19 protein-coding genes are annotated in these 21344 nt (G+C 67.5%); 12 read left to right on the top strand and 7 right to left on the bottom strand.

Going from position 1 to position 21344, the window contains the following annotated elements:
* Positions 1-107: 107 nt before the first annotated feature.
* The 3 genes from Q7X29_RS25965 to Q7X29_RS25955 are packed head-to-tail and all read left to right on the top strand — an operon-like array spanning position 108 to position 3792.
* Positions 108-1472, top strand: a complete 1365-nt coding sequence (locus tag Q7X29_RS25965; RefSeq protein WP_316575633.1) for a DUF2252 domain-containing protein — start codon at positions 108-110, stop codon at positions 1470-1472.
* A 27-nt stretch (positions 1473-1499) separates the two neighbouring features.
* Positions 1500-2387, top strand: a complete 888-nt coding sequence (locus tag Q7X29_RS25960) for an AAA family ATPase (RefSeq protein ID WP_316575632.1) — start codon at positions 1500-1502, stop codon at positions 2385-2387.
* Positions 2388-2403: 16 nt separating this feature from the next.
* Positions 2404-3792 carry a vWA domain-containing protein gene (locus Q7X29_RS25955; RefSeq protein ID WP_316575631.1) on the top strand — a complete coding sequence of 463 codons (1389 nt, stop codon included), beginning with the start codon at positions 2404-2406 and terminating at the stop codon, positions 3790-3792.
* 12 nt (positions 3793-3804) lie between these two features.
* Here the strand turns inward: Q7X29_RS25955 and Q7X29_RS25950 are convergent, their stop codons facing one another.
* A complete protein-coding gene (locus Q7X29_RS25950; RefSeq protein ID WP_218719209.1) occupies positions 3805-4257 on the bottom strand; it encodes a nitroreductase family deazaflavin-dependent oxidoreductase in 453 nt (150 codons plus the stop codon).
* A gap of 47 nt (positions 4258-4304) precedes the next feature.
* Positions 4305-4760 (bottom strand): carboxymuconolactone decarboxylase family protein, encoded by a 456-nt coding sequence (locus Q7X29_RS25945; RefSeq protein ID WP_218719210.1) that lies wholly within the window; start codon positions 4758-4760, stop codon positions 4305-4307.
* 178 nt (positions 4761-4938) lie between these two features.
* Here Q7X29_RS25945 and Q7X29_RS25940 point away from each other — a divergent pair, with 178 nt between their 5' ends.
* On the top strand, positions 4939-7446 hold the full coding sequence (locus Q7X29_RS25940; RefSeq protein WP_218719211.1) for a tetratricopeptide repeat protein: 2508 nt from the start codon (positions 4939-4941) through the stop codon (positions 7444-7446).
* Here the strand turns inward: Q7X29_RS25940 and Q7X29_RS25935 are convergent.
* Positions 7406-7939, bottom strand: coding sequence for a DinB family protein (locus Q7X29_RS25935; RefSeq protein WP_316575630.1), 534 nt, complete (start codon positions 7937-7939; stop codon positions 7406-7408). The two genes, Q7X29_RS25940 and Q7X29_RS25935, sit on opposite strands and share 41 nt — an antisense overlap.
* A 90-nt stretch (positions 7940-8029) precedes the next feature.
* Between Q7X29_RS25935 and Q7X29_RS25930 the strand changes: the two genes are divergently transcribed.
* On the top strand, positions 8030-8986 hold the full coding sequence (locus tag Q7X29_RS25930; protein ID WP_316575629.1) for a helix-turn-helix transcriptional regulator: 957 nt from the start codon (positions 8030-8032) through the stop codon (positions 8984-8986).
* Between the two features lie 3 nt (positions 8987-8989).
* On the opposite strand, the gene Q7X29_RS25925 is transcribed toward Q7X29_RS25930, so the two are convergent.
* From Q7X29_RS25925 to Q7X29_RS25910, 4 genes are all read right to left on the bottom strand, one after another.
* Positions 8990-9382, bottom strand: a complete 393-nt coding sequence (locus Q7X29_RS25925; RefSeq protein WP_316575628.1) for a hypothetical protein — start codon at positions 9380-9382, stop codon at positions 8990-8992.
* A gap of 114 nt (positions 9383-9496) precedes the next feature.
* A complete protein-coding gene (locus Q7X29_RS25920; RefSeq protein ID WP_218719217.1) occupies positions 9497-9739 on the bottom strand; it encodes a hypothetical protein in 243 nt (80 codons plus the stop codon).
* A gap of 76 nt (positions 9740-9815) precedes the next feature.
* A complete protein-coding gene (locus tag Q7X29_RS25915) occupies positions 9816-10751 on the bottom strand; it encodes a G protein-coupled receptor family protein (RefSeq protein WP_316575627.1) in 936 nt (311 codons plus the stop codon).
* 387 nt (positions 10752-11138) lie between these two features.
* Positions 11139-12344: a hypothetical protein gene (locus Q7X29_RS25910; RefSeq protein ID WP_316575626.1), complete on the bottom strand. Its 1206-nt coding sequence runs from the start codon at positions 12342-12344 to the stop codon at positions 11139-11141.
* Between the two features lie 9 nt (positions 12345-12353).
* Between Q7X29_RS25910 and Q7X29_RS25905 the strand changes: the two genes are divergently transcribed.
* From Q7X29_RS25905 to Q7X29_RS25875, 7 genes are all read left to right on the top strand, one after another.
* Positions 12354-12629, top strand: a complete 276-nt coding sequence (locus tag Q7X29_RS25905; RefSeq protein ID WP_218719291.1) for a hypothetical protein — start codon at positions 12354-12356, stop codon at positions 12627-12629.
* A gap of 478 nt (positions 12630-13107) precedes the next feature.
* Positions 13108-13263 (top strand): hypothetical protein, encoded by a 156-nt coding sequence (locus tag Q7X29_RS25900; protein ID WP_316575625.1) that lies wholly within the window; start codon positions 13108-13110, stop codon positions 13261-13263.
* A gap of 207 nt (positions 13264-13470) precedes the next feature.
* Positions 13471-14604, top strand: a complete 1134-nt coding sequence (locus Q7X29_RS25895) for a DNA cytosine methyltransferase (protein ID WP_255587984.1) — start codon at positions 13471-13473, stop codon at positions 14602-14604.
* Between the two features lie 185 nt (positions 14605-14789).
* Entirely contained in the window at positions 14790-17345 is a 2556-nt protein-coding gene (locus Q7X29_RS25890) for a Z1 domain-containing protein (protein WP_316575624.1), read from the top strand.
* A complete protein-coding gene (locus Q7X29_RS25885; RefSeq protein WP_316575623.1) occupies positions 17345-18361 on the top strand; it encodes a PD-(D/E)XK motif protein in 1017 nt (338 codons plus the stop codon). The genes Q7X29_RS25890 and Q7X29_RS25885 overlap by 1 nt, the downstream gene beginning before the upstream one ends.
* Positions 18358-20340 carry a hypothetical protein gene (locus Q7X29_RS25880; RefSeq protein ID WP_316575622.1) on the top strand — a complete coding sequence of 661 codons (1983 nt, stop codon included), beginning with the start codon at positions 18358-18360 and terminating at the stop codon, positions 20338-20340. The genes Q7X29_RS25885 and Q7X29_RS25880 overlap by 4 nt, the downstream gene beginning before the upstream one ends.
* Positions 20340-21236, top strand: coding sequence for a hypothetical protein (locus Q7X29_RS25875; RefSeq protein WP_218719224.1), 897 nt, complete (start codon positions 20340-20342; stop codon positions 21234-21236). The genes Q7X29_RS25880 and Q7X29_RS25875 overlap by 1 nt, the downstream gene beginning before the upstream one ends.
* Positions 21237-21344 lie beyond the last annotated feature (108 nt).

The raw sequence follows: 21344 nt of genomic DNA, 5'->3' as shown, positions 1-21344 counted from the left end.
TCGCCGCGCGCGAGCGGGCCCTTCGCCATCGATTTGCCGATCGGCCGCTGAGGTCGGGTTCGGCGCGCGTCCTTGCTGTTGATCACCGATAGCGCGAGACTTGCTCGATGACGAATCAGACGGTGGAGGACTTCGCGGACGAAGCGGTCGCACAGGGCAAGGCGGCGCGCAAACGGATCTCGCGCTCGGAACTGGGGGAGTGGGGCGCGGGGCCGGACCGGGAGGATCCGGTCACCATTCTGGAGCGTCAGGCCATGACCAGGGTGCCGGAGCTGGTGCCCATCCGGTATGCCCGGATGAGTCTGTCCCCGTTCACCTTCCTGCGCGGCGCGCCCGCGATCATGGCGGCGGATCTGGCCAAGAGCGCCAACACCGGCCTGACGGTGCAGCTCTGCGGTGACGCCCACCTGTCGAACTTCGGGCTCTACGCCTCGCCGGAGCGCAACCTGGTCTTCGACGTCAACGATTTCGACGAGACCCTGCCCGGTCCGTTCGAGTGGGACGTCAAACGCCTCGCGGCCAGTGTCGCCGTGGCCGCTCGCGACAACGGGTGCGAGGACGATCGAGCCGCCACCGCCGTCGAAGCCGCCGCCCGCGGCTACCGCGAGGCCATGCACATGCTCGCCGAGGCCGACAGCATGTCGGTCTGGTACGAGCGGGTCGACGCCGAGCAGGTCTACGACCTGATTCAGAAGCCGAAGGTGCGCAAGAAGCTCGACCGTGCCATCAGCACCGCCCGCGGTAAGACGAGTCTGCAGGCGCTGAACAAGCTCACCGAGCCCGACGCGAACGGTATTCCACGCATCAAGAACCAGCCGCCGCTGCTGGTGCCGATCGAGGTGCCGGACGAGAAGATCATCAAGGAGGTCTTCGCCGACTTCCGCCGTAGCCTGCCCGACGAGCGCCGGATCCTGCTCGACCGGCACCGCCTGGTGGATCAGGCGATGAAGGTGGTCGGTGTCGGCAGCGTCGGCACCCGGTGCTTCATCGCGTTGATGATGGACAAGGAGACGGGCAGCCCGCTGTTCCTGCAGCTCAAGGAGGCCGAGACCTCGGTGCTGGCGCCGCACCTGAATCCGAGCAAGTATCACCACCAGGGGCATCGGGTGGTGGTCGGGCAGCGATTGATGCAGTCGGCCAGCGATGTCTTCCTGGCCTGGGCGACCGGGCCGGCCGGCCGGTTCTTCTACATGCGGCAGCTGCGCGACATGAAGGGCTCCGCCGACGTCGCCAATCAGACCCACAGCGAGCTGGCCCAGTACGCGGAGCTGTGCGGCTCGGTGCTGGCCCGTGCGCACGCGCGCTCCGGCGATCGCGTCGCCATCGCCGCCTACCTCGGCAAGGGCGACGTTTTCGATCGCGCGATGGGCGAGTTCGGCCTCGCCTACGGCGACCAGACCCTCGCCGACCGCCACTCTCTGCTCGCCGCCATCGACTCCGGCCGCATCACCGCGGCCCCGCACGCCTACTGAGGTCCTCGCCGCCTACACTGGTTACCGATGAGTAAGTTCTTTGCCTCGGTGGACCAGGTGCAGGACCGGCTGACCGCGGCCGGCTACCTGCCGTCCCTCGACATCGCGACCGCGGTCTTCCTGGCCGATCACCTCGGCAAGCCCCTGCTGATCGAGGGGCCCGCGGGCGTCGGCAAGACCGAGCTCGCCAAGGCCGTCGCCGCGGCGGTCTCGGCCCAGCTCATCCGCCTGCAGTGCTACGAGGGCATCGACGAGGCCCGCGCGCTCTACGAGTGGAACCACGCCAAACAGCTGCTGCGGATCACCGCGACCTCGGGGGAGACCTGGGAGGGCACCCGCGACCACGTCTTCACCGAGGAGTTCCTGCTCGCCCGTCCGCTGCTGGCCGCCATCCGCAACCCCGATCCGACGGTGCTGCTGATCGACGAGCTCGACAAGGCCGATGTGGAGCTGGAGGGCCTGCTGCTGGAGGTGCTCGGTGATTTCCAGGTGAGCATTCCCGAGCTCGGCACGGTCACCGCCGTGCGCAAGCCCTTCGTGATCCTCACCTCCAACGCCAACCGCGACCTGTCCGAAGCGCTGAAGCGGCGCTGCCTGTACCTGCACATCGACTATCCGGCGGCCGAACTGGAGAAGGCGATCGTCCGGCTCAAGGTGCCCGAACTGGACGCGGACCTGGCCGAGCCGGTCGTGGCGACCGTGAGCGCGTTGCGGCAGCTGTCGCTGCGCAAGGCACCCTCGATCGCCGAGACCGTGGACTGGGCCAAGACCCTGGTCGCGCTGGGTAGCCGCACGCTCAGCGCGGGCGTTGTCCGCGCCACCCTGGGCGTGCTGCTGAAGTACCAGTCCGATCATCGGGTGGCGATCGAACGGCTCGGTCTCGACGATCGGACCGACGGCAGCGTGGCCCGATGACCGGCGCCGTGGCGTGGTGACCATCGTGGCGGCGCACGGCGGTGTCGAAGCACCGATGTCGGATCGCCTGGTCGGCTTCGTCGGGCTGTTGCGCGAACACGGCATCCACGCGGGCCCCAGCGAGACCGTCGACGCCGCGGCGACGATCGTCGCCCTCGGCACCGCAGACTCCCGGGTGCTGCGCTCGGGCCTGGCCGCCTGCCTGCTGCGCCGCAACGGCCAGCGCGCGGTGTTCGATCAGCTCTTCGATCTCTACTTCCTCGACGGCGCCCGGCCGGTCGCCGTGGCGGACGAGGATGCCGATCCGCTGCGCGAGCGGGTCATCGCGGCGCTGATTCAAGGCGCCGACACCGCCGAACTCGCCAGGGAGGCGCTCAATACCTTCGGTGCCTACGGCGGCGCGGGGGAGAGCGCGGGCCGGGTCACCTCGGCGTCGGGCGCGGGCTGGTCGTCGTATCTGACGATGAAATCGCTACGCCCGGACGAGATCTCCGAACAGGTCGCGCAGACCATGGGCGGGACAGGCCAGTTCGACGCGGCAGTGCACACGATCGAGGCACGTCGCCGGGTGGAGCAGTTCCGCGCGCAGGTGCAGGCCGAGGCCCGGTTGCGCTCGGCGCAGCTGCGCGGCACCGACTACATCGCGCGCCGCGGCGTCGAATCCGGCGCGGACAGTACCGATTTCCTCGGTGCTCGCGAGCAGGACCTGGCCGAGATGCGGCGTCTGGTGCATCCGCTGGCCCGCAAGCTCGCCACCCGCCTGGCGGTGCGCCGCAAGAAGGCCGTGCGCGGGCAGATCGACCTGCGCCGCACCCTGCGCCGTTCGATGGCCACCGGTGGTGTCCCCATCGATCCGGTGCTGCGGGCCCGCCGCCACGGCCGCCCCGATCTCGTCGTGCTGGCCGATGTCTCGGGTTCGGTGACCGGTTTCGCCGAGTTCACCCTGCAACTGGTGCAGGCCCTGCAGGACCAGTTCAGCCGGGTCCGCAGTTTCGGCTTCGTCGACGTGTGCGCCGAGATCACCGACTACTTCACCCCCGGTGAACCGCCCCCGGCCGGCTTCGCGCGCGAGATCGTCCGCGACGCCGGCGTGGCCCGCTTCGGCTCCAGCAACTACGGTGAGTCCTTCCAGGGTTTCGTCGACCACTACCTCGACGCCCTGGGCCCACGTACCTGCGTGCTCATCCTCGGCGATGCCCGCACCAACCGCACCGACCCGAATCTGGCCGCGCTGCAAGCGATGACCGAACGGGCCAAGGCGGTGTACTGGCTCAATCCGGAGCCGTCGCGCTCGTGGTCGACCGGTGACTCGGCCGCCCACGTCTACACCGACATCGTCACCATGCACGAATGCCGCACGGTGCGGCAGCTGGCCGAGGTGATCGGCCGGCTGCTGCCCGCGTGAGTTCGCGTCCGGTCAGCGCGGGCTGAGCCGCACCACCGCGTACTCGTGCTCGCTCTTGGCCTGGTACTTGCCGTACCGGGGCTGCGCGGCGGTGATGGACTCCCAGGCCGTGGCCCGCGCCGCGCCGGTCAGCACGCGCGGGGTGACCGGCAGCGGTGCCTCGCCGGGCAGCTCGATGGTGGCCTGGTCCGGGTGTGCCATCAGGTTGAGATGCCAGTCGGGGTGGCCGTTCTTGCCGCCCGAGGCCACCAGCAGCCAGGAGTCGCCGTCAGCGAACCAGGAGATCGGCGTCTGTCGCGGTTCGCCGCTGCGGCGGCCGATGGTGTGCAGGATCAGCACGTCCATGCCCATGAAGGTGCCGTGGCCCGAGCGGACCTTGCGGTTCATCCTGGCGTTCATCCGGTGCTGCATCCACCGGGAGAAACCCCCGTGCGAGCTCTTCTTGTGGGACTGGTTGGTGGTCATCTCGAAGGTTCCTTTCGGTGGATCAGGGGGTGGGGGTCGGACGGGGCTCAGCCCCAGGCGCCGGCGATCTGGCGGGTGGTGGCGTTGAGCCGGTTGAACATGTTGGTGACGCCGATCATCAGCACGATCGAGGCGAGCTGGCGCTCGTCGAAGTAGCTGGCGGCCGCGTCCCAGATCTCGTCGGTGACGGCGTTGGGACGGTCGGCCAGGCGGGTCGCCGCCTCGGCCAGCTCGAGGGCGGCGCGCTCCTCGTCGGTGAAGTACGGGGTCTCCCGCCAGGCGACGACGGTGGCGAGGCGATCCTCGCTGACGCCGGCTTTGCGGGCGGTCTTGGTGCCGCCGTCGACACAGGCGCTGCAGCCGTTGATCTGGCTGACCCGCAGGTGCACCAGCTCCAGGATCTCGCCGTCGACGCCGCCGGTCTGCACGGCCTTGAGGACCTGCTGGATCGGGCCCATCGCGTCGGTGAGGACCATGGCCGGGTTCTGCATCCGAGACTGCATGTCGTTCTCCTTGTTTCCCGTTGTTCTCCGCTGCTTGCGGTGTGACCCAATAACAGCCCGTCGTGCGCCGGAAAACGATGGCTGTGGGACACTGTGGGACAGTGGAAAACGGCCCTGACCTCCCGATTGTCCTCGGGAAACTTCCTGATCCGGGCCGGGACAGCGACAGTGGGAAACGGTGGTTGTGCAACAGCAGACGGCGAAGGCCTACCCGCAGGACGAACTCGCGGCGCGCCTGCGCCTGATCCAGGAGCTGTCGGGCCGCGGCGTGCGCGCGCTGGCTCGCGACACCGGGCTGAGCTCGTCGTCGTTGTCGCGCTACCTCAGCGGGCAGACGGTGCCGCCGTGGCCCGCCGTGCTGGAACTGTGCCGCCTGGTCAAACGCGATCCGCGTCCGCTGCGCCCGCTCTGGGAGCGCGCCAACAACCCGCTGCCCGCGCCGCCGAAGACCAGTCGACAGGTCGCGCCGCCGAGCCCGCCCGCCGACGCCCCACCGCCGCCGCGTAACGACCTGCCCCGCGACGTCCCCGACTTCACCGGCCGGGAACAGGCGCTGGCCGATGTCCTGGCCGCCGTCCGGGCCGACCGCGTGGTCGCCATCGACGGCATGGCCGGCGTCGGCAAGACCTCCCTCGCCGTGCACGCCGCGCACCAGCTGACGGCCGACTACCCCGACGCCCAGCTCTATCTCGACCTGCACGGTTTCACCGACGGCCGCCAGCCGCTGGACCCCGACGCCGCCCTGCGTGCCCTGCTGGCCGCCCTGCAGGTGCCCTCGGAGAAGGTGCCGCAGGACGGTGGCGTCGAGTTGCGGGCGGCGTGCTGGCGCTCGGAGCTGGCCCGGCTGCGCGCGGTGGTCGTGCTCGACAACGTCGCCGACGCGGCGCAGGTCAGCCAGCTGCTGCCGGGCGCGGGCGAGTCGGTCGCCATCATCACCAGCCGCAATCGGCTGCTCGAGCTCGACGAGGTGCCGCCGGTGACCCTCGACGTGCTCACCGCCGAGGAGAGCGCCGAACTGCTGGTCCGGGCCAGTGGTGACGCGCGCGGACCCGACGGCAGGCTCGCGCGGGAGCCGGAGCAGGCCGCGGAGGTGCTGCGGCTGTGCGGCAATCTGCCGCTGGCGTTGCGGCTGGCCGCGGCCCGGTTGCGGCACCGTCCGGGCTGGTCGGTCGGCATCCTCGTCGAGCGAATGGCCGAGGGCGCCACCGAATTCGACACCGCGTTCGGCATGTCGGTGCGTCAGCTCAACCGGGATCAGCGCCGTCTGTTCCGGCTGCTCGGCCTGATCCCCGGCTCCACCTTCACCGACTATGTCGCCGCCGCGGTCGCCGATGTGCCGCTGCGCACCGCGCGCACCATGCTCGAGGATCTCCTCGACGCCCACCTGGTCCAGCAGCCGGCCGAGGGCCGCTACCGCCTGCACGATCTCGTCCGGCAGCACGCCCGCCACGCCACCTTCGAACACGATTCCGACGCCGACCGCGAGCGCGCGCTGGGCCGGGTCCTGGACTACTACGTGCACACCGCGGCCGCCGCCGACGCCGCGATGCCGTTCCTGTCGCCCACCCGCCCCGTCTCGGCGGGCTCGCCCCCGGCCGACCTACCGACCTTCCCCGGCCGCGACGCCGCGTTCTTCTGGTTCGTCTCCGAGTACACCAACCTGATGGCGGTGTTCTACGCGGCCGTCGAGGTGGGCGCGAACGTCCACGTGTGCGAGCTGCCGCGCTTCATGCGCGCGTTCTTCGCCCGGCGGTGCGGCACCACCCACCTCAATGCCCTGTTCGAGCAATCCCTGACCGCCGCACAGCATCTCGGTGACCCCCGCCAGCTCGCCGAAGCGCACAGCGACCTTGGTTTCGCCCGCTACAACGCGGGCCGGATGACCGAGGCGGCCGCCGCCTACGCCGCCGCCGCCCCGCTGGTCGCGGCCGCGGGCGACCCGCTGCCGCGCGCCGAGCTGACCATGCGCTGCGCCCAATTACGCTGGGACGAAGGCGATACCGAGGAACCACTCGAACTGTTCCGCCAGGCCCGCGACCTCTACGCGAGCAGCGGTTGCCCGATGAGCGCCGCCGACGCCATGGCCAGCGAGGCGTGGGCCATGCTGCAGCTGGGCCATCGCGAGCAGGCCGCCGAGCTGGCCCGCGAGGCGCTGGCGGTCCCCGCCGACAATCCGACCTGGCCGCCGTCGCTGCAGGCCCAGATCACCCTCGGTGTCGCGATCGCCGCCGACGCGCCGGAGGAGGCGCTCGCGCACCTGAGCAGCGCGCTGGCCTCGGCTCGCGCCGACGGCCACAAGCACAACGAGGCCTGGTGCCTGAACTGCCAGGGCGTCGCGCTGCGCCGGATGGGCCGCTACGAACAGGCCCTCGCCAGCCATCGGGAGGCGTTCGCCCTGCTCGACGACCTGTTCGAGGAGCACTGGAAGATCCACTTCCTCAACGGCTACGCCGAAACCTGCCGGCTGGCCGGTCTTCCCGACGAGGCGTTGCGCCTGTACCGGCAGACCCTGGAGCTGGCACCGAAACTCGGCTACCGCCTCGCCGAGGCGCTCGCGCACCAGGGCATCGCCGACGTGCTCGAACCCACCGACCCGGACGCCGCCGCCGAGCATCGCGCGGCGGCCCAGGCCATCCAGTCCGAGCTCAGCCCATCGACTTCGCTCCATCCAGCGATTCCCGAATGATGTCGGCGTGGCCGGAGTGCTGCGCCGTCTCGGTCATGATGTGCATGAACACCCGGCGCGCGCTCCAGCGTCCGCCGGGCTCGAACCACGGCGCCTCCGGCAGCGGCTGAGACACGTTCAGGTCCGGCAGCGTGCGCACCAGCTCGTCGGTGCGCGCGGCCACCTGCTCGTACTCGGCCAGCACGCCCGCGAGGGTCTCGTCCGGCAGCAGCACGAACTTGTTGCTCCACTCGGCGATCTCCGCCTCGCTCATCGAGGAGAAATCGGGTCCGGCCGCGGGCCCCTCGACGATGAACTTCGCCCAGTTCGCCTCGACCGCCGCCACGTGCTTGATCAGCCCACCCAGGGTGAGCTCGCTGGCGGTGGTCCGCATCCGGGCCTGCTCGTCGGTCAGCTCGCGGGTGGTGAAACGCAGGAAGTGGCGGTGCTTGGCCAGCATCTCCAGCAGGTCGGTGCGCTCGGTGTCGAGGAGGGGGGACGCGGTGGTGGTCATGAGCTGGTTTCCCTTCGTTGTCGGTATGAAAGCCAAGGTAGAACCCATTGCGGTCACTTTCTGTCCGCAATGTGCGGGAGAATGGAAAACATGGCCGACACGAGCGCTCGCACCCTCCGTCTGCTGTCTCTGCTGCAGACCCATCGCTACTGGCCGGGCACGGAACTGTCCGAGCGGCTCGGTGTTTCGCCACGGACGCTGCGCCGCGACATCGATCGTTTGCGTGAGCTCGGCTATCCGGTGGACGCCCGGCCCGGCGTCGACGGCGGCTACCAGCTCGCCGCGGGCGCCGCGCTCCCGCCGCTGGTCCTCGACGACGACGAGGCCGTCGCCATCACCGTCTGCCTGCAAGCCGGCTCCCAGGGCGCGGGCGACGGCCTGGCCGAACCGTCGGTCCGCGCCCTGGCCAAACTCGTCACTGTCCTGCCCACCCGCCTGCGCCGCCGGGTCGACGCGCTGCGCGCCATGACCGTCTCCGCCGGCTGGAACGCCGTCCCGCTCTCCGACGTCGACCCGGCCGTGCTCACCGACCTCGCGCTGACCTGCCGCGGCGAGGAACGTCTCACTTTCATCTACACCGCCGCCGACGGCCGCACCAGCGCGCGGGAGGTGGAACCGCACCGCCTGGTCTCGCTGGGCCGCCGCTGGTATCTCGTGGCCTACGACCTGACCCGCCACGACTGGCGCAACTTCCGCGTCGACCGTCTCACCGACTCCCGCGCCACCGGCATCCGGTTCCGCCCCCGCGACCTGCCCGCTCCGGACGCCGTCACCTTCGTCCGCGACGGAATGGGTTCGCGCCGAACGGGGTACACCGTCACCGCCGAGATCGAAGCGCCCGCCCTCGACGTCCACGCCCGCGTCGGCCGCTGGTGCGCCGTCACCGCGCTGCCCGCCGACCGCTCCCACATCGAGATGACCGTCGACAACCTCGACTGGCCGATCCTGTTGCTGGGCAAGGTGGAAGCCGAGTTCCGCGTCCTCGGCCCGCCGGAACTGACCGAGCGGCTGGCGGAATGGGGATCACGGTTCCGCGCCGTGTCGTAGTCCTCAGCTTCGGGTCACGCAGGGGTGATAGTCGGCGGAACCGGGCTCGATGGCATCGGGCGACACCGTCGCCAGCGTCACCAGCGCCGCGTACAGGCCGACCCCGACGAGCGCGAGCCCCGCCACCGGAATCGCCCCCACCTTCCACCGCGCGTCGCCGCGCGTCAGCGACACGATCAGCCCGGCCAGCAACACCACGGTGCCGATCAGCAACCCGGCCCCGAGCGAGTTCAGCAGCACCGCCCCGCCGGGAACGTCGACCGCCACCGCGCAGTGCGTCGCGAGCAGCTTTCGCTCTCGCTCGCCCAGCAGATGGTCCGCCGCGATCAACGCGCCGACCGCGCCACAGAATGCCGCCACCGCGGCACCGAAGAAGACCAACGGCCCGCGTGTCATTACCCGAACTCCTCGCATCGAAACGATGCGCTCATTCTGGGTATCCCACACCGCCGCTGGCAATTCCGCGCACAGCAGGGGCCTGCCCCCACGGGGAGAGCAGGCCCCGATCGATCAGTCGCAGCTACCGAAAGCGCCGTGCGGCAGCAGCTGATGCAGCCACTTGCGCAGCGGGTTGTGTCCGAGGTGCAGCCCGTTGTCGTGGTCGTGCCAGCCGCGGTCGACGAACTCGGCCGCAGCGGGCGGCTGCGCCGCGTGCGCGCCGGCCGGACCGGCGATACCGACGAGCGGGAGGGCGAGGAACGCGCCGGTCAGCGCGAGTCGGAGCAGGCGACGGTGGGATTGTTTCGAGCTCACAGGTGAATCCTTTCGAACCAGATCGTGCAGGCCTACACCCTGCCCCAGATTCCCGCCGCTGTCGTCCCCTGATCTGTCAGGCCCGGTATCCGTCCTGCGGACGATGATCCTGCGGTGGTCCAGTGGGGCGCTGATATCCCTGTGGTGCCCCCTGATTCGGTGCCGGGCTGTCGGGCCGCTGCGCGTCGGGCCGCAGCGGTGCGCTGGGGTAGGGCGTGGGCTGGGCTCCCGAGTGCAGCGCACCGAGCGCCGGTTGGGCGCCCGCATGCGGGGCGCCGGGAGCTTGCTGCCGTCCTGCATCAAGTGCGTCGGGAACGGGCGGCATGCCGGGATATGGTGCACCGCCGGTGAACTGGGCCCCCGGAGGCTGGGCGTGGAGCGCTTGATGCGGTGCGCCCGGCCCTGGTCGGCCCGGCACACCGGCCATCGACGGTATGCCGGGATGCCTGCCCAGCTCCCGCGTCCCCCTACCGCCGGGCGGTCGGGCCGCCTTGCACCACCGCCGGGTCGACGGCAGCACCGCGAGCACGAACGCCACCACCGGAAACACCAACAGCAGCACCGACACCATCCACGGCACACTGCGCTCCACCGAGAACAGCCCGTTGAACACCGACTGCCCCAGCACCGCGTCCAGGTGACGCCCGATCGACAGGTCGTACTGCATCAGCTGGACCGCGGTCGACATCGCCGTCACCACATACGCGCCCAACGTCCCGACGCTTCCCAGCGCCACCAGTGTGGGCCCCGCCCCACGTCGCCGGAACAGCAGAATCGCCCCCACCGACAGCGACACCGCGGACAGCACATCGACCAGCAAGGTCGCCCCGGATACCACCGACACCCACCCCGGCGCGATCCCCCACCCGAACACCCCGGTCTCGCTCCGCACCATCCTGAACAGCCCGAACAGCACCCCCACGGCCCCGGCGATTCCCCCGAGCAGCGCGAGCACCGCCGCCACCACGGCCGTCCCGCCACTGGCAGGCCGCTGATCGGCAACCCTGTACATCCGCTCCTCCTCGCTGTTTCCGGTCGACCCCACCCTCTCCCGGATTCGCCCCGCTGTCTCGTCCACCGACACGCATCCAGCCCTCGAGTGAGCCCGCCGCCCCTACCCAGTTACCCGGACTGGCGGTCGAATACACGAAGGCCCGGATCCCGTAGCCACGATGGTGTGGCGGTGCACTCGCTCTGTTTCGCGTGCCCTGCGGGAGCGAAGTCCGTCGAATGCGACCACCTCCGTTCGCCGGTAGACCTCGGTGAGGGGCTTCGTGTACTCGCGAAGGCGAATTCGGAGAAGTCGCTGATGTGGGCGATCGTCCTGTTGGTGGGTTCTCCGGAGGCCGTCGCGGCGGCCCGCCGGTGTAACGAGGCGGCCGGCGAGGCACCTCTGTCATCAGCCGTTGCGATACCGCTGCATCCGCCGCCGCCGGAAGAACAACTGATCGACCGCGACCGGATCGACCGCGGCCGTGATGTCCGCCAACCGAGTGTCGTAGTGATGCTCGTGGATGCACCGATGCAGATGTGCCCGCCGCTCCGGCACCAGATCCGACCACACCGCGCCGAAACGCCCCTGCGCCTCCGGCCCCGACACCGCGACCAGATCGAGAAGCGCAGGCCAGGAACTGGTCTCGGTGGCGTGCGCCGGCAATTCCGCGACCGTCGCGTCCGACAGTGCCGCCAGCGCGTACCCGACCACACCCCGGATGGTGTCGTCCATCCGCGACATCAACGTGAACAGCCCCCGCCAGCTCCCCACATCACTGCGATCGTCGAGCGGCGCGACCAACCCGACGCCCACCCCCGGATCGGTGAACACCGAATTCCCCACCAGCGTCCACAACCCGAGCGGCGTGAGATGCCCGACTACCGTGAGGAACTCGGGCACCGCGCCCACCTCGATCGCGTTGCGCACCAGATTCGCGACCTCCCGCTGCGGCGCGCTACCGAACAGCACGTCGCCGACCCGGCTGATCACATCCGGCGCGCACCGCGAGAACACTGACAGCGCGGCGTGTTGCAGCGCGGGCCGCCCCGCCATCACCGCCTGCGCCATCCGCGGAATCCGCCGATGCGGCCCATCGAGCAACTGCCGGATCACCGAGCTCAGGATCTCGGAATCGTAGGAGTACGCGGCGGAGTGGATCAGCCCCGCGTCGTCGTGCACGTCCGCCTCGACCGCGGCGATCAGCTCCGGTGTGGCGCACGCCAGGAACGGCCCCGCCGTCACGTAGTCACACCGCCGCAGCAGCTCGTTGACGATCTCGACCACCGGCCCCGGCGGCGCCACATCCGCCAGCTGCGCGATCGCCCGCGGATCCAGGTAGGGCGCGCAATCCGCCGCGTACCCCGGATCGAGCATCATCAACGTCTCCGCGGCCTTGACCGGATGTTCCACCCCCACCGACCCCGCGGCCCGCCCGGTCGTCATCGGCGGAACCAGCCGCTGCACCAACGGAATCGAGATCGACAGCGGAATGAACGGCACCAGTGCGCTGATCCGCCGAAACGTCTCGGTGTGCTGATCGAACAGCACCCCCGCGATCTGCTGCTGCAACTCGTGCAACCGATCGGCCCCCAGATACCGCAGATGCTGCACCCGCTGAGGATGAACATGCAGCGTGCGAGCCAGCAGAATCAACTGCGCCCGCGTAGTCAGATCCGTCATCTGCCGCCGAACATGATCTTCTTCGTCACCGCGCGAAACGGCCGGGGCAACGCCCCCAACATCGAGTCGATCGACTTGTCCAACGCCTTCGCCTCGAACGTCACCGCCGCCCGCATCAACTCGAACAAGTCCCTGGCCTCATCAGCAGGCAAACTCTGTAGCGAGGGCAGCGCCACGGGCACGCCACCCTCACGGTCACTTCGATTCGTCATGTGACTCCTGGGTAACGCGAACTCACCCCCGAGGATGCCGCCTCCACCCGCCCCCGACCCCCAACTTCACGAAGATCTGTGCACAACAACGAAAACAACGACACGAATACATGTGAACCGACGTCCCACCGACGAAGTTTCACAGCATGTGTCCCTTGACACGCAGGACCTTCGATGCCGATGGGTGATGCCATGTGGGGAACATCCATCCAGACCGTATGCTCGCCGTGAAATTCGGCATCGAGAGACAGGCCGTCGGGCATGGCATCGCGTATTCCGTTCCCGAAACAGCTGTCGCGGGCCACCTCGGATCACGACGTCCTCATGCGAAACGACGGGGGGATTCCCTCACCGCGATCGGTGCTCTGCGGGACCACTGGACGGTGAAACAGTAGCCCCACGGCACACGGGGTCAGAATACCTTCACACAAGACGCGCTCGATCCCGTCCCGCTGGTCGGCCTGCACTTCACCATCATGGGGATGGGCAGCACGTCGACTGTCGCTGACGCGCAGATCGACCGCGCGATCTCGCTTGTTCGAGACCGGCACTCCGCGACGAAGCCGTTCGACCTCACCGTCGGCTCGCCGCCGAGCTCATTGAAGCCGTGCCCTGCCTGCGAGCCGCCGATCCAGTGACAGTGCGGGTGCACCAGGTCGAACTGGTGGTGGTCCGGCGCGAAGGCCGGACCTACCGGTGGGACACGTGCGCGGCGCTTCCGTTCAGCGGGTAGTGCGTGCGGCAGGCCAGTAGTCGCAGCTCGGCCGGGGTGCATGCTTCTGTGCCTGAATGCCGACTAAGATCGTCGGATGCCGCCTGCAGTCCCCGAAGCCCCACGATTCGAGATGGTCGACCTGTTCGCCGGCCCTGGGGGCCTCGATGTTGCGGCGAAATGGCTCGGGATCGAAACCGTCGGCATCGAATTCGATCCCAACGCGTGTGCGACACGGACTGTCGCGGGGCTCGACACGGTTGCCTCGGACGTCACAGATTGCTCACCGTCGGACTATCGAGCCAAGATCTTGGCAGGTGGGCCACCCTGTCAGACCTATTCGGTTGCTGGAGCCGGCGCAGGGCGCAATCGGCTGGCCCATGTGTTGGACCTTGTGGAGCGGATGGGCGATTCCCCTGATCCCAACGTCCGACCTGAGCTGGACGGACTAGACGACGTCCGGACAGGCCTCGTCCTCGAACCTCTCAAGTGGGCGCTTCAAGCGAAGCGGCAAGGCCGGCCCTACGACACGATCATCCTCGAGCAGGTCCCGACCGTACTTCCGGTGTGGGATGCGTACGCGAAGGTTCTTCGTAAGAACGGTTACTTCGCCGATGCCAAGGTGCTGTGCGCCGAAGAGTACGGCGTGCCGCAGACCCGCCGCCGAGCAATCCTGATCGCCCGGCGAGAGGGCGAGGTGGTCTGGCCGGAGAAAACGCATCAGAAGTTTGTTCGGGGTGGGAATACTCGGCATGGTGCTGATAAGCGCGAGCCCTGGGTATCGATGCAGCACGCGCTGGGGCGCGAGGATGAGTTCGTCGTCATTTCCAACTACGGCACAGGTGGCGATCCGGCCGCTCGTGGCGAACGTCGATTCGACGAGCCGGCGTACACCGTGACCGGCAAAGTCTCGCGGAATCGAATTGTCGATTCACGCGGGAAGTATGTGGCCAACGTCAGCTCCGAGGATGCGGGCAGGCTTCAAACCTTTCCCTACGACTACCCGTGGTCGGGCTTGGACGTGTCGCAGCAAATCGGCAATGCCATCCCACCCAGGCTGGCTGCTCACGTGCTGTGCGCGGCGGTCTTCGGTCGACAGGTGTCGTCGGAAGCGCTCGACGTGGCCGTGGCCAGTTCATGGAAGGTGTCCCAATTGGGCGTACCAGGTCTTCGGCCCGTCGGGCCACCACCTGCCCAGACTTTCAACCAGCCGGCGGTCGAGGATCGTCAGCTGGAACTCATCGCGCAATCGGTGCTGGCCGGCTGAGTCGTCCGGTCTGGTGGGACACGTGTAGCGAACCGCTGTTGCCCGCCGATAGCCCACATCGACCGGGTAACAACTATCCCGCTTGACCGGAACTAGTCGGATCGAGCCGATATTGTTACCCCCAACGTGGGGGAGTCAAACCTCCCAGCGTCGACTAAGGGGATCTGCGCAGGTGGGAGTAGCCGATGAGTGATCTGATCGATGGCCAGTACGACGTGTTCAAGACCTTCCTGGACAAGGACACTCCGGCTGAAGCCATCAAGAAGCTCAGGCTGTTCGCCTCGGAAGACGTGATCAAGCGGATCATGGACCGCTACGACCAGGACATGGTGCGGATCAAGGAGATGCGCGAACCGCACTCCGTGGTGATCGACAATTACGAAACCTGGTATGCGGGACCGCATCCCGACGACCGACTGTGGCCCGCGATCCAGGACGACCTCATCAGGCAGGGCTGGCCGCAAGACCCGGCCATCGACAGCCTCGACGATTCGTCCACCCGGATCGTGTCGTTGCTGCAACACCCGCGAAAGAACGCGTTCTCCACACGGGGACTCGTGGTCGGGTACGTACAGTCGGGCAAGACCACGAACTTCACCGCGGTGATGGCGAAGGCCGCCGACCGGGGCTACAAGCTGTTCATCGTGTTGGCCGGTATCCACAACGGCCTTCGTCGGCAGACTCAGGCGCGCCTCATCCAGCAGCTGGTCGAACCCAACCCGACGCTGTGGACCCAGATCACCGACCTCGATCGTGACTTCAGCCCCACCGCCAATCCCGCGAGTTTCTTCGGCAAGTCGAACAAGACCCACGTTCTCTGCGTCGTGAAGAAGAACGCCACGGTGTTGCGGAAGCTGGTGAAGTGGTTGGGCGATGCTTCCGACTACCTGGCTGACTGCCCAGCCCTCATCATCGACGACGAGGCCGATCAGGCGACGGTGGCGACGAAGTCGATCAACCCTCTGATCCGGCAGATTCTCAACACCTTGCCGAAATCGGCTTACGTGGGCTACACCGCGTCACCGTTCGCGAACTTGCTCATCGACCCCTCCGCGGATGACCTGTACCCCGAGCACTTCATCGTGAATCTGCCCAAACCCGATGGCCATTTCGGCACCGAGGTGCTGTTCGGTCGGTATGCCCTCGACGGTGAGGATCCTGCCGAGGTCGACGACGGCTACGACATGATCCGCAATGTTCCCGACGACGATGTCGAGCTGGTCCGCCCCAAGACGCGAGCGGACGCCGAGGACTTCTACCCGTCGATCACCGCCACGCTGCGGCGCGCGGTGATGTACTTCTGGATGACGACGGCCGCGCGTCGGGTGCGTGGCAGCGGAAACCCACACTCCACCATGCTGATTCACACCAGCGTGCGGACCGCGGTACACAACAGCTTCCGCGACCCGCTGCTGGCGTTGCGCGCGGCGACCGGACGCAATCTGTCGGACGCGGCTCTACTGCGTGAGATGCGTGCGTTGTGGGACGAGGAGACCTCGCGGGTGCCCGCTGTCGCGTTCGACGAGAAGCCGGTTTCCTTCGACGAATTGGCCGCCGAGCTGCCCGGAGTGCTCCGTGACTGCCGTGTCGTGATGGACAACTCGGAAAGCACCGACCGCCTCGACTACGAGAACGGCCCCGTGGTGGCGATCGCCGTGGGTGGTAACACGTTGTCGCGAGGTCTGACGTTGGAGGGGTTGTCCGTCAGCTACTTCGTCCGGGCCGTGTCGACCTACGACACCCTGCTCCAGATGGGCCGGTGGTTCGGCTATCGCACGGGCTACGCCGATCTCCCTCGTATCTGGATGACCGCCGAACTCGAAGACTGGTTCCGCCACCTCGCCACCGTCGAGACCGAGATGCGCCGCGACATCGACGTCTACATGACCGAGGGCAAGACGCCGATGACCTTCGCGGTGCGGCTGCGTACCCATCCCTCGCTGCGAGTCACCGCCGCCGCGAAGATGAAGGACGCGGTGTCGGCGTTCTCGTCCTATGGCGGCCAGCGTGTCCAGACCCGGTACTTCCGCAAGGAATCGGACTGGTTGCTCCGGAACCAATCCGCGGCCCGCGCGCTCGTGACTGCTGCCGGTCGATTCGGCCAGGTCGAGGGAAACGGCGCGGACGGCCGCTACCTCATCCGTGACGTTCCCAGTGAGACGGTCATGAACTTCCTGCGCGAGTATCAGTTCCACGAGAAGTCACAGGAGTGCGATGCCGATCTGATGATCGGCTACATAGAGAAGCGGATCCGCAACGCGGGCACGTTGCGGCGGTGGAACATCGCCGTAGTCGGTAAGCCCGCGGTCGACGACGCGGACCTGTTCGACTTCGCCCCGGGGATCGGCGTCGGCAGGATCATCCGATCGCAGTTCGCCGCGACGTCGGACCATACGGATATCAAGACGTTGATGAGCCGCCGGGACGCCGGGATCGACCTCGACGGCATCACCTCGAGCACAACCGAGGAAGACATCGCCAAGGCGCGGAAGGCGCAGCACCCCGATGCCGGATTGCTGGTGCTGTATCCGATCGACAAGACCTCCGAGCCGGAGCCGTCGAAGACTCGGCGACAGGCATTGAACGCGCCGGAGCACGTCATCGGCGTCGGTCTGGTGTTCCCGACACCGACCGACGACGACAGCACCGTCGCGTGGGAAGCCGACTACATCTCTGCGGACCTGTCCGGGGTAGAGATCGAGGAGGAGGATTTCAGCGCCCTCGAATCCGAGGAGCTCTGATGTCGAACCGGGTGAAGGAGGTTCTCGACGAGCAGTGGCGCGGATTGCTCCGACGGCCACGGACCGAGGACTCCGTCGTCACTCTCGCCGAATTGCCGGTAGTGACCGTCGCCGGATCCTTGGCGGTGGCTGTGGACAACGCCGGTCACCGGCATCTGCTCGTCCCGATCGGTGCGTATCAGAATGTGCGCCGTGGCCTCAACGGTCCCGTCTTGCGTCTGAGCAAGCGAATACTGGAGAACGACGGCAGCTTTCACGACTACGCCGATCTGGCCTGTCTGCGTCCCGATCTGAACGACATCTTCACCACGCTGTGCGCCGAGATCCTCGTCGCGACCGAACAGGCGCCGGAGAATCCCGTGAAGGTGCTCCACCGCACGCTCGACCGATGGCGCGCATTGTTTCTCAATCCCGGACCACCCCTCGGCCCACAGCAGATCGCGGGGCTCTTCGGTGAGCTGATCGTCTTGGAACGGCTGCTCGAGCGGGATGGCGGCGCAAGTCGGCTGTGGAGGGGTCCATCGGGTTACCGCCACGATTTCGCCACCGACTTGGGCGCTGTCGAGGTCAAGGTGTCCACGGGGCACGATGGCCGCGAAGTCAGAATTCACGGTCTGGATCAGTTGGAGCCGCCGGTGGATGGTGCGCTCGGTCTCGTGTGGTTCCGGCTGGAATCGAGTGCGCATGACGGCATCGGAATCGTGGAACTGGTCAAGCGGGTGCTCGATCTCGCCGATGACGAAAGCGAGGTGCTCTCTCTCCTCGCCACCGTCGGCTACCGCGCCGCGGACAACGATCACTATGCGCACGTGCGGTTCTCGATCGATGAGCAACGTTGGTACAACGTCGATATCGCGTTCCCGCGGCTGACGACTGTCGACCTGGCAGCCGCGGCGGTCTCGACCAATGTCCGCAATGTCGACTACACGATAGATCTATCGGGAGAGGTGCCCGCGCCGATGGACGCCGATGATGTGGAGCGGCACATCACGTTGATGCTCGAGGAATCCCGATGACAGCGCCCGCGTGGGTATCTCAGCCGTTCCCGCCCGAAGGGGCCAGCGCGGCCGAGGGAATTCGAAATCAGCTCGGAAAACCCGAGCTGGACCATCTGACGATCCTGGTCCGGGAGTCGGCCCAGAACAGTTGGGATGCTCGTCGAGGCGATGGCATCCCGGTGGACTACCGCATCGACCTGCAGACGATCAGTGCCGCGGACGCTCCGGCCTGGCGGGAGAATCTACTGCGCCGGGCGCCGGCGAAACAGCGCCTGCCGCTGCGGGAGTCGCTGCAACAGCCGACTATTCGGGTCCTGTCCATCTCCGACCGCGGGACCCGTGGGCTCGGCGGACCGACTCGAGCAGACGCCGTCACCGACCGAGGGCGTGATTTCGTCGCCTTCCTGCGCAATATCGGTGAGCCGCGCGATCAGGCACTGGGCGGCGGCACCTACGGATTCGGCAAAGGCATCCTCTACCTGGTATCGAACGCTGGCACGATTCTGGTCCATACCCGGTGTGAATACGAGGGCCGCTACGAGACTCGATTGATGGGTGCGGCGCTGTGGAAGAGCTATGACGCGGTGGAAGACGGTCGCGAACGTCGCTACACCGGGCGACACTGGTGGGGCGACGGATCGGGCGAGGTGATCGAGCCGCTCGTCGGCGCGGAAGCCGACACTATGGCGCGCAAACTGGGTCTTCGACCCTTCGGCGACACCGAGACCGGAACGACCATCTCGATTCTCGATCCGAATCTCGACAACAGCGAACCGTCGGCTGTCGCTCGATACCTCGCCGAAACAATCGTCTACCAGCTGTGGCCGAAGATGATTCCCGATGCCGACGGCACACCGCCGATGCGGTTCACGGTGACCTGTGACGGCATCGACTATCCCGTCCCCGACCCGGCCAGGATGAAGACACTCAAACTCTTCGTCGCGGCCTATCGAAAGATGCTCAGCCGCGAGGCCACGGAGTTGCATTGCCGTCGGCCGAAGAAGCTCCTCGGCCGGTTCGGGATGCATCAGACGATCGCCCAGCGCTTCGAACCGAGCAACGCCGAGCACATGGCGGGATTCGATACCGGGATGGTCCACCACGTGTGCCTGATGCGTCCGGCAGAGTTGGTGGTCACCTACTGGGCTGGGCCGAAGCCGGGCAGTGAGTACTCGGCGTACGCGGGAGTCTTCCGCGCGGACCGAGAACTCGACGACGCCTACGCAGCGGCAGAGCCGCCGACACACGACAACTGGAACTATCAGTCGCTCGACCACCCGGAGCACTCGTTCGTGAAGATGACGTTCGTGCGGATGAAGGAGGAGATCGACGCGGTCATCGGGCCTCGTGGCAGCAGCGGCGTCGAGGTCGCCCAGGTGTCGTTGGGTGCCGCGAGCGACCGGCTGTCCCCCCTCGTCGGTGGAGCGTGGGGTGTGGGATCGGCGACCGACTACGGCAGACCGGGCGAGACCGCGCCACCGCCACGCGCCGCGCCTGCTCGACGACCCAGTGGTCGACGACCTGAGCCGGTCGACTCCGGCAACGGGGATGCCCCGGGTTCACCATCGGTACCGAATGGTTTGGGTGCCGACGGGCAGCCCTCTTTCGGCAGCGACTTCAGCGAGGCCGGGGGACGATCGGCTCAGCCGGCGCCGCGCCGACGGCGTCCCAAGATCGAGTACGTCGGTGAGCCGGAACCGGCAGAGCTCTGGGGGCACGGGGTGGTCGTGCAACGGTTCACATTGCCCGTGGCCGTTCCGCAGCGGGTGAGCGCGGACGTGGCAGTCGCCCTCAACAGCGACGGAGGCCTGGAGATGGACCCGCCGGCCGGTGCGGAGATGCCCGGCCTCGTCGGTTGGGAAGACCCTCAGGGCGAGGTACATCAAACCCCAACCTACGTCATCGAGGGTGGCGACGGCAGTGTGTGGAAGGCGGTCGTCAAGCCCGCGGCGGACACGATGACCGACATCGTGCTGTACACCGAGGCGGTCGCCTGATGGCGAATCGCGTCCTGCCGTACAAGAAGCCGTCGTCGAACGTGGTTCGTGCCGGCGCGTGGTTGCTGTCCATCGACGGTGACGAGATGTCGCTTCCCGACCACCTGCCGCATTGGGACTATCAGACGAATCTGTCGTTGCGGAGAGTAATCCACGTCGATATCGATCGGGCCCTGGCCGAGGCGACCTTGGCTCCCGGCACCGAGTTGGCTTTGGCCGCGGTGTGGACATCGACAGGGTCCAAACTTCGCGGCGTGGTTTCGCGTGTCGTCGTTCCCGCGCACGGCGAGATCGAGCTGCGAGCCGAACTCGTCGGAGCGGATCTCGGTGGGGTACTGACACTGGATACCTCCCTGGTTCTGGCGCACCGCAGGCGCGGCACCGACCGGCCGGTTGCTCCGCGGCGGGGTGGGTCAGTCCTGTGGAGTGATCGCAGTCAGATTCGTCTGCAGGGAGATGCGCCTCAGTTCCCCATCGCGATCGTGGATTTCGCGCGCACCAACTATCCGGGGGATGCCGCGTGGCACCTCGAGATCGGTTCGAATCTCGACGTGGCCACGATGGGGTCGCTGCTCCTGCTGGTCAACGAGAAGAAGACGCTGATCGCCGAAGCTCTGCAGCGGGCGGGGAATCCGCGTCTCCAAGATAAGATGGCGCTGTCGATGCTGTACGCGGATGTGGCCCGGACGATGGTCGACCATGCTCTTCGGATCAGCGATTTCGATGATGACGCAACGTATCTCGATGAAACGCTGGGCGCTACGCTACAAGAACTCTTCGGGCGCTTGTTCCCCGGACGATCGATCACCGATGTCCGGCTGGCCGCCCAGGAATCGCCGAATCTGTTCGCATCCCAGCTTCAGGCGGCGGTCAAGATCTTCGAGGGGGTCGTATGACGCTGCTGTATCCGAGGTTGTTGCGGCACCGGGCCAAACTCCTCGCCGCGGAATACAAGGAACGCAGTGCCCTCGACCTGAACAGTGCGTGGGCGCTCACCGACGAGA

This window comes from Nocardia canadensis (assembly GCF_032656385.1).
In the GTDB taxonomy this organism is placed as follows: domain Bacteria; phylum Actinomycetota; class Actinomycetes; order Mycobacteriales; family Mycobacteriaceae; genus Nocardia; species Nocardia canadensis.
Note: the sequence above shows the minus strand (reverse complement) of the source record. Positions and strands in the feature narration are given on the sequence as shown.